General features: G+C 63.7%; 8 protein-coding genes and 1 pseudogene. 8 read left to right on the forward strand and 1 reads right to left on the reverse strand.

The window, feature by feature from the left end; genetic code table 11:
- The first annotated feature begins 34 nt into the window (after positions 1–34).
- Positions 35–1,642 (forward strand): alkaline phosphatase D family protein, encoded by a 1,608-nt coding sequence (locus AB5T46_RS09765; RefSeq protein WP_370563716.1) that lies wholly within the window; start codon positions 35–37, stop codon positions 1,640–1,642.
- Between the two features lie 281 nt (positions 1,643–1,923).
- Here the strand turns inward: AB5T46_RS09765 and AB5T46_RS09770 are convergent, their stop codons facing one another.
- Entirely contained in the window at positions 1,924–2,124 is a 201-nt protein-coding gene (locus AB5T46_RS09770) for a hypothetical protein (protein ID WP_370563717.1), read from the reverse strand.
- Between the two features lie 6 nt (positions 2,125–2,130).
- Between AB5T46_RS09770 and AB5T46_RS09775 the strand changes: the two genes are divergently transcribed.
- From AB5T46_RS09775 to AB5T46_RS09805, 7 genes and pseudogenes are all read left to right on the forward strand, one after another.
- On the forward strand, positions 2,131–3,612 hold the full coding sequence (locus AB5T46_RS09775; protein ID WP_370563718.1) for a glycosyltransferase family protein: 1,482 nt from the start codon (positions 2,131–2,133) through the stop codon (positions 3,610–3,612).
- 74 nt (positions 3,613–3,686) lie between these two features.
- Positions 3,687–4,682, forward strand: coding sequence for a hypothetical protein (locus tag AB5T46_RS09780; RefSeq protein ID WP_370563719.1), 996 nt, complete (start codon positions 3,687–3,689; stop codon positions 4,680–4,682).
- Between the two features lie 45 nt (positions 4,683–4,727).
- Positions 4,728–5,456, forward strand: a complete 729-nt coding sequence (locus AB5T46_RS09785; RefSeq protein ID WP_370563720.1) for a DUF899 family protein — start codon at positions 4,728–4,730, stop codon at positions 5,454–5,456.
- Positions 5,457–5,488: 32 nt separating this feature from the next.
- Positions 5,489–6,073, forward strand: a complete 585-nt coding sequence (locus AB5T46_RS09790) for a GNAT family N-acetyltransferase (protein WP_370563721.1) — start codon at positions 5,489–5,491, stop codon at positions 6,071–6,073.
- A gap of 11 nt (positions 6,074–6,084) precedes the next feature.
- Positions 6,085–6,479: pseudogene (locus tag AB5T46_RS09795) on the forward strand (DUF3224 domain-containing protein).
- Positions 6,480–6,660: 181 nt separating this feature from the next.
- Positions 6,661–7,473: a restriction endonuclease gene (locus tag AB5T46_RS09800; RefSeq protein ID WP_370563722.1), complete on the forward strand. Its 813-nt coding sequence runs from the start codon at positions 6,661–6,663 to the stop codon at positions 7,471–7,473.
- A gap of 299 nt (positions 7,474–7,772) precedes the next feature.
- Positions 7,773–8,462 carry a DUF4145 domain-containing protein gene (locus AB5T46_RS09805; protein ID WP_370563723.1) on the forward strand — a complete coding sequence of 230 codons (690 nt, stop codon included), beginning with the start codon at positions 7,773–7,775 and terminating at the stop codon, positions 8,460–8,462.
- Positions 8,463–8,520 lie beyond the last annotated feature (58 nt).

Raw genomic sequence — 8,520 nt, forward strand, 5'->3', positions numbered from 1 at the left:
CAGGGTGGCGGCGCCCATTCCGGAAGCCCCTTCCATGACCCACGACAACAGCCGCCGGCGCCTGCTCCGCGCGCTGGGCGCCGGCGCCGCCGCGACCCTGCTCGCCCCGTTCGAGCAGGTCTTCGCCCAGGACGCGCCGCGCAACCTGCTGGCCGATCCGCGCTTCGACCGCGATCCGTTCCAGCTCGGCGTCGCCTCCGGCGAACCGGCCTCCGACGGCTTCGTGCTCTGGACCCGGCTCGCGCCGCAGCCGCTGGAGCAGGGCGGGGGCATGGCGATGCGGCCGATGCCCGTCGCGTGGGAACTGGCCGAAGACGAAGGCTTCCGCCGCGTCGTCCGCAGCGGTCACGCGCTGGCGCGGCCCGAACTGGCCCATGCCGTGCACGTCGAGCTCGAAGGCCTGGCCCCGGGCCGGCCCTACTGGTACCGCTTCGTCGCCGGCGACGCCGTCAGCCCGGTCGGCCGCAGCGCCACCCTGCCGGCCGCCGGCGCGCGCGTGGACCGCGTGCGCTTCGCCGTCGCCGGCTGCCAGCACTACGAGGAAGGCCACTACACCGCCTGGCGCCGGATCGCCGAGGAGCCGCTGGACTTCGTCTTCCACTACGGCGACTACCTCTACGAGGGCGCCGACACCGGGCCCGGCGAGCGCCTCATGAACGGCCGGCCGTTCACGCCGCTGCGCCGCCACGTCGGCGGCGAGATCTATTCGCTGGACGACTACCGCCGCCGCCACGCGCTCTACCGCGGCGACCGCGACCTGCAGGCCGCGCACGCGTCCGCGCCGTGGTTCGTCAGCTTCGATGACCACGAGATCGACAACAACTGGGCCACGGACAAGGACCAGGACGGCACCCCGCCCGAACTGTTCCTGCTGCGCCGCGCCGCCGCCTTCCAGGCCTACTACGAGCACATGCCGCTGCGCCGGCGCGCCATGCCCGCGAACGGCCACATGCAGATGTTCCGCCGCGCCGCCTGGGGCGACCTGCTGACCGCGCACTTCCTCGACACCCGTCAGTACCGCAGCGACCAGATCAACGGCGACCGCGACGGCGAATTCGGCGAGGCCACGCTGGCGCCGGAGCGGACCATGCTCGGCGCCCGCCAGGAAGCCTGGCTGCACGACGGCCTGCGCCCGGACGACCAGCGCTGGCACGTCGTCGCCCAGCAGGTCGGCCTGGCCAACCTCGCCATGCGCCGCGCCGACAGCGGCGAGGTCGTGCATTCGGCCGACCAGTGGTCCGGCTATCTCGCCAACCGCCGGCGCCTGCTCGGCCACATCCGCGACGCCGGCTTGGGCAACGTCGTCACCGTCTCCGGCGACGCGCACCGCCACTTCGCCAGCGACCTGCTGCAGGACGACGAAGCGGGCGGCGTGATCTCCAGCGAGTTCCTCGCCACCTCCATCACCTCCGGCGCCGACGGCGTGGGCGAGGACGACGACTTCACCCGCAACACGCGCAGCCTCAACCCGCACCTCAAGGCGATGACCGACAAGCGCGGCTACGTGCTGTGCGACGTGACCCGCGACCACTGGCGCGGCGACCTGAAGGTCCTGGACCGCGTGACGACTCCCGACGCCCCGGTACGCACCCACGCCAGCTTCGTCATCGAGCGCGGCCGCCCGGGCCTGCAGCCGGCGTAGGGCGGCCGTCGTCGTCGCGCCACGCCCGCGACCGCAGGGGCAGGCTCGAAGCCCCTCTCCCTCCGGGGCGAGACCGCACGGCTTGCGCGCCACTGGCGCGCGTGCGGTGGAGCGCCCGCGCCGCCGGCGCGGGCCGGGGCGCGGAGCGGGGGTTGGGGTGAGGGTACGGCGAAGCCGCGACGGCTCAATTCGCCACCACTTCGCCGCACCCTTGCCCAGCCCCCGACTAAAGCACTCGGGGGCAAGCCTCTTCGGGCCACCCCCGACCAACCCCACCTGACTCACTGCCGAGGAACCGGCAGCGTACTGACATCCACACCCCATAGCGCTATTCCCGGTCGACGATTGTGATCCATCGGGTAGCGAATTGATTGGCAATGAAGCAAACCACGCCCTTTGGGCGTGGTCAGAGTTCCAGTTGAACGATAGGGCGCGGCGATCTGTTGGGCGCTCTTGGAAAGATTGCCCTTGTGCGCGATCATCGTCGGATGAATCCGTCAGCGCAATTCGATAAGGCCGAGGGCAGCCTCGGCGGTTCCGATCGAAAGATGCGAATTGCCATCAAGAATCCGTCTCCCATCGGGCCCAATATGAAACTTTGGGGGGACTATCATTTCGGAAAGTCCCTGCAAAGGGCGTTGGAGGATCGCGGCGCTTCCGTGGAGCAGCATTACTGGCCGGAATGGGACAAGGGCAGAGATGCCGACGCTGTAATCGTGCTGCGCGGAAAGCGCAGGTACTTTCCCAAGCCGGGCGAGTTGTCGGTGCTATGGGTGATTAGCCACCCCGCTGCGATCAGCATCGACGAGATCGATGCATACACGGTTGTTTGCCCGGCTTCGGAAACGCATCTTCGGGCGCTGGAAGGGGCGACGAATGTCCCGCTCAGCCTCATGCCCCAGTGCACGGACACCAAACTGTTCTCTCTCCCGGAAAAGGATGTTCTGGACGACATTGAAAGCCGACGAGGGGTCATCTTCGTCGCGAGCTGTCGCAGCGTCCGGCGAGAGATGATGCAATGGGCGATGAACGTCGGCATGCGGCCGGAGCTCATTGGGAGGAGCTGGCAGCAGTTCGGCCTGCAAGATCTTGTCCAGCGGGAGTATGTGGACAACGCCGAATTGCCGGCGCTATACAGGTCCTACCGCCTCAGTCTCAATGATCATTGGGGGGACATGCAGTACTTCGGGATCATCAATAACAGGGTCTTCGACTGCCTGGCGTCCGGGCTGCCCGTACTGAGTGACTCGTTCTCGGAATTAAGGGAGGTTTGTGGGGACGGTGTCATGTATGCCTCGAACGAACGGGAATACTGGGACGCAATGTGGCGCTGCAAGCTGCGCTATCGGGAGATTATCGAAAATGCCCGCCTATGCTGGGAAAGATTGAAATCCACATATACCTTCGATCATCGAGCAGGGCAGATCATCGATCTGCTCGAGAACCCGCCGGCTCGCAAAGGCAAAGCGACATCCGGCGACCATGAGGACGACGAGAGGAACGCCGTCTACGCAAAGTTCGTTTCCGACATGTTCCCGAGGCGAAAGGGGCGCGCGAAGCGGGTGCTGCATGTGTTCCCGAGCCCTCAGGGAGCGCGATGCTTGATCAACTGCGATAGGGTGAACTATCTCAGTGCAGGCATAGGTCTCGGGCCATGGGAGGCGTCCCTGGGCGTCGGGGTCGAACAGCTGCGCAGGCAGTCTTTCGATGTGATCGTGATCGACGAGCACTTTATGGAAAAACGGATCAAAGGGCATGAGCTCCAGCTCTTCGTTGCTGGGATGCATGCGGCTCGGGACACATCCGGGGTCATCTGCTTGATCCAGGAGCAAGGGACGGATCGCTGGCGCGATTGGGTGGCATCGCTCAAGCTGCAAGGGCTTGTCGAGATTTCCAGGAAGAGAGGGTACGCGGTCTACGGCATACCCGATGAGTACGTGCCTACGGATGCAGGGAAAGAGCGGAAGTGACGAAGCATGCGGTTCCGGTTTGATCGCATCGGCCACAGCAAGGGAAGCTTGCGCCTTCCCGTCGAGTGCTCCCAATGAATGAATTCTTGCAAGTTTCCGCCGGAACAGGAACGGCAGTCAGCGAAAGGTGGCGACAACCCGTTGTCGACCTGCAACCGTTCGCGTTGCCGTCGGTGTTCTGGCACCCGGGCTACCTGGATGACCCGGACTTGGCGGAGCATGTGCCTTTCGTTTTCTGGCTCGTCGAGGCGATTCGCCCCGGGCTGGTCGTGGCGATCGGAGCAGAGTGCGGAACGTCGTATTTTGCTTGCTGCCAAGCGATCCAGCGCCTGGCCATGGACGCACGCTGTCTTCATCTGGGGTCTGTCGGGGAGCAAGGCGAGGATGCCGCCGACAGTCAGGCCCGGCAACGATTCCGTGACTACAACAAGTTGAACTTTTCTGCATTTTCGAGCGTAGGGTCCGGCCGAGCCGATTCCCGGTCCGTGCGGCTCGAAGACGGGTCAGTCGACCTGCTCAGCATCTGCGCTCCGGTAGAGCAGGGGGATCTGCCTGATCTGCTGGCCGGGTTGCAATCGAAATTGAGCGAGAGAAGTGTCGTGCTCGTCCACGGAATAGACCGGCACAAGAAGGGCGGCGCCATTGCGGACTCGTATGCCGAGGCATGCCGGGGCTTGCCGCATTTCGAATTCATGCATGGCGGCGGACTTGGCCTGATTGGAACGGGGAAGGAGTTGCCTCCGCTTTTGACGCGGCTTTTTGAGGCCGATGACGACCAGGAAATCAAGCTGGCGGTCAGGCAGATGTTCTGGCGCCTGGGGCAGGCGTGTGCCGCCTCTTTGGCGCTGGGGGAATCCGAGACCATAATTCGGAACTTGAAGAAGAAGCAGCGCGAACTGGAAAAGCGGATGCATGCCTCCGATCAGGCGCTTGGCGTTTCCAAGGCGGAATGCGCCAGGCTGTCGAACACCCTGGAGACGATAGTTTCGTCCAGATCATGGCGACTGACGGAGCCTCTTCGGTCGGTTGTCAGGAGGCTGCGATCGCTTTTGGACAGAAGGCGAATGTAGTCGCCCAACGCTTCATCGCGACCCAGCGTAAGGAGGAGACGAGCCGTGAAAGACATCAAGAGTGATGAACTTGGAGCGCCCAGGATCGTCGACCGGCGCACCTTCCAGGCGGAGCTGGACATGCTGCGGGCTCGAGAAAAGGCCCACACCAGAGAGGGCGACGCCATTGCGGCCGACCGCCGGCGGCTCCCGATGGTCGAGGTGGATGGCGCCACGCAACTGATCGGCGAGCGTGGCGCGGTGACGCTGTTGGATGCCTTCGAGGGTCGCCGGCAGCTCATCGCCTACTACTTCATGTGGTACACCGGCCGTCCGGCGGCCGAGCAGTGCGAGGGGTGCACCCTCTATACATCGCAAGTCCGCGAGTTTTCCTTCCTGCACTCGCGTGACGTCACCTACGCCGTGTTCTGCCAAGGCCCTTACGAAGAGAGCGCCCGGTACCGCGACTTCATGGGCTGGGAGATGCCTTGGTACTCGGCCCAGGACTCGCTCGACACCCTGCTGGTCGGACGCCGGGCAGGCATGATGCATATCGTTTGCTACCTGCGACAAGGCTCCAAGGTGTTCGAGACCTATTGGACGACCAGGCGCGGCGTCGAGACCATGGGCAACAGCTACGCTTTGCTCGACCTGACGGTTTACGGGCGGCAGGAGGCATCGGAGGCGTCGCCGGCCGGCTGGCCACGGTGGAAAGGCGAGCATCCTTACCGCATCGATGAACGCCCCATCGTCCAATGGCCTCGCCTGAAGGCCGGGTATTCCGACGACCTGTGAACCAGCAGGCGCTGAAACGTGGGAGGCAGACCATGGCAGAGCAGAGCATCAAGACGGCTACCGCATCCGACGAAGCATCGCTGATCGCCGTGGTGGCGTTGGCATTCAGCGCGGATCCCGCGGTCCGCTGGACATGGCCCGATCCACAGCAGTACCTCCGGCATTTCCCCAGCTTCGTCGGGGCGCTCGGAGGCAAGGCGTTTGCCCACGGCAGCGCCTACTACGCTGACGGCTACGCAGGCGCGGCCATGTGGCTACCGCCCGGGGTCGGCCCTGACGAAGAGATGCTGGTCGATCTGCTGCAGCGCACCGGGTACGCACCCGTCCAGAAGGATCTCTTTGCGGTCTTCGAGCAGATGGCGCGCTACCATCCGCAGGAGCCGCATTGGTTCCTGCCGTTCATCGCGGTCGATCCGGTTCAACAGGGCAAAGGGTGCGGCGCGGCGCTGATGCAACACGCCCTTGTCCCGTGCGACCGTGACCGTTCGCTGGCTTATCTCGAATCCAGCAATCCCAAGAATATCCCGCTCTATGAACGGTACGGGTTCGAGTTGCTGGGCACGATCCAGGTGGGGACGTCGCCGCCCATCTTTCCAATGCTCCGCAAGCCACGCTGAAGACCGTGACCATGACCCAAGTGAAAGGCACATTCGACGTGAAGCTGACGCCGCAGGCCGACACGGCCGGCGACCCGTCGATCGCCCGGATGGCGATCGACAAGCAGTTCCACGGTCCTTTGGAGGCCACCAGCAAGGGGCAGATGCTGGCAACGCAGACCGCGGTCGACGGCTCGGCGGGATATGTCGCGCTGGAGCGCGTGACCGGCACCCTAGATGGGCGCACCGGCAGCTTCACCTTCCAGCACAGCGGCACGATGGACCGCGGCAAGCCGTCGCTCACGCTGCCGTGGTGCCGGACTCGGCGACCGATCAACTGGCCGGCTTGACCGGACGCATGGCCATCGACATCGTCGACGGCACACACCACTACACGTTCGACTACGCGCTGCCGCCGCTTCCCTAGCGGCATCTCTGATCCATCTTCCCAGCGGCGCAGATCCGTTCCCTCTCCCCCGGCCGCAGGCCGGGGGAGAGGGCTAGGGTGAGGGGGCGAGTGCCGAAGGCGCGAGTGCTTTTCCGCCCGCCGGGAAAGCCGTGCTGACATCTGCTCCCCATGGCGTTATCTTCCCCCACAGGGGGGATCTATGGCACGCAGGAAGCAGAGTGCACTCGAGGCCCTGGCCACATTGCCGTGGCCAGCAGGCATCGCCGCGGGAATTCTCGGATTCCTCGCCATCCGTCACGGCATCGCCTGGTGGATGGGCCAGTCCAGCGGCCCACTCGGGCAGGCGTTCGCGCAACAGGCGCCCGCCTTCGCACCCATCGCGTGGGCGGTACTGGCCCTGTGCTGGGGTGCCGCACTCGCTTCCTGGCTCGGCCGGCGCAAGCGCCGCCGCCTGCTCGACACCCGCACCGGACTGGACAGCCTGGCCGCCCTGGGCTGGCGCGAATTCGAACTGCTGGTGGGCGAAGCCTTTCGAAGGCAGGGCTACGTCGTGGAGGAAACCGGCCTCGGCGGCGCCGACGGCGGCATCGACCTGATCTTGCGCCGCCACGGCCGCCGCAACCTGGTGCAATGCAAGCAATGGCGCCGTCGCCAGGTGCCGGTGTCCGTGGTCCGGGAAATGTACGGCCTGCTGGCCCACCACGGCGCCGACGCCGTCCTGATCGCCTCGCTCGGGCCGTTCACCCGTGACGCGGAGCGCTTCGCCGCGGGCAAGCCCATCGAACTGATCGAAGGCGAAATGCTGCTGCGGATGATCCACGAGGTGCAGGTGACTTCAGCGCAGCCACGCCCGATCCATGAGCGAATCGAGCCGGTGCTGGCGCCCGCCGAACTTGCAGCGGCGCCAGAATGTCCCAGTTGCGGGAAGGCGATGGTGGAGCGCAAGAATCGGCGGAGCGGAGAGGTGTTTTTGGGATGTTCCGGATTTCCGGCGTGTCGGGGGACGCGATGAGCGGGCGTCTCGTAATTGTTCGACTTGTAGACGTCGCCGAACTCCAGCGAACAGTCCGGCTTGCTTCTTTTCATTCCGGTCCCGGATATTCCTGCATTTTCCGGTGGATAAGTCATACCATGCCGTTCCTGTCGGATAACACGCCCGGCCTGTCCCAATCGACGGCTGTGATCCATCGGATAACGCCATGATTCCTTGCAGGTTTTCTCCTTGATACTCGTCTTCGGCAGGCTGAATATTGATCTAATACACCCCGATTTCGGGGTCTACTAAGCGATAGACGTCATTTGGAGAGTGTCATGGATTCAATCGAGTACACAAAGGACTCGACTGCCGACAAAGAGCACGAGATCTCGTGCACTAAGTGCAGCGGAAAAACGACCCACAAGGTCGTCGCCTCATATGATCTGCGTGGGGACTATGATGACGGCCAGAACTCCATGCAATGGACCATTGATCACCAGATCATCCAATGCCTAGGGTGCAAAACCATCTCCTTTCGAAAGGCCAGCTCGAACTCAGAAGATTGGGTCCAAACAAGCTACGACGGCGAAGGGGAGTATGTCGTCGATGAAAGCATTTACCCTTCGAGGGTTGATGGGATTAAAGGTCTTGGCGATGACGCTCACTACTTACCTACTAACGTTGGACGGATATACGACGAAACACTGCAAGCCTTGTCCAGTCAATCTCCGGTGCTGGCGGGGATTGGCCTAAGGGCTTTGCTGGAAACAGTGTGTAAAGAGAAAGACGCAACTGGTCATGACCTGCTTAAGAAAATAGACAGCCTGGTAAGTGCGTCGGTCTTAACTCCGGCCAGCGCAGCAATCCTCCACAAGATTCGCACGTTAGGAAACCTGGCAGCGCACGAAGTGAAGCCGCACAGCGACAGGCAGATTGGGCTTGCTATGAACATTGTTGAGCACCTGCTAAAAGACGTTTACATCTTGCCAAAGCAAGCCGAGTCAGAGTTCGGAGATGACGGGTGAATTAACACCCCAAGTGCAACGCTTTTGAGAGCTCCTGCATGCGCTCGATGGGCGTCTT

Origin of the sequence: Luteimonas salinilitoris (assembly GCF_041300785.1) — a bacterium.
Taxonomy (GTDB): domain Bacteria; phylum Pseudomonadota; class Gammaproteobacteria; order Xanthomonadales; family Xanthomonadaceae; genus Luteimonas; species Luteimonas salinilitoris.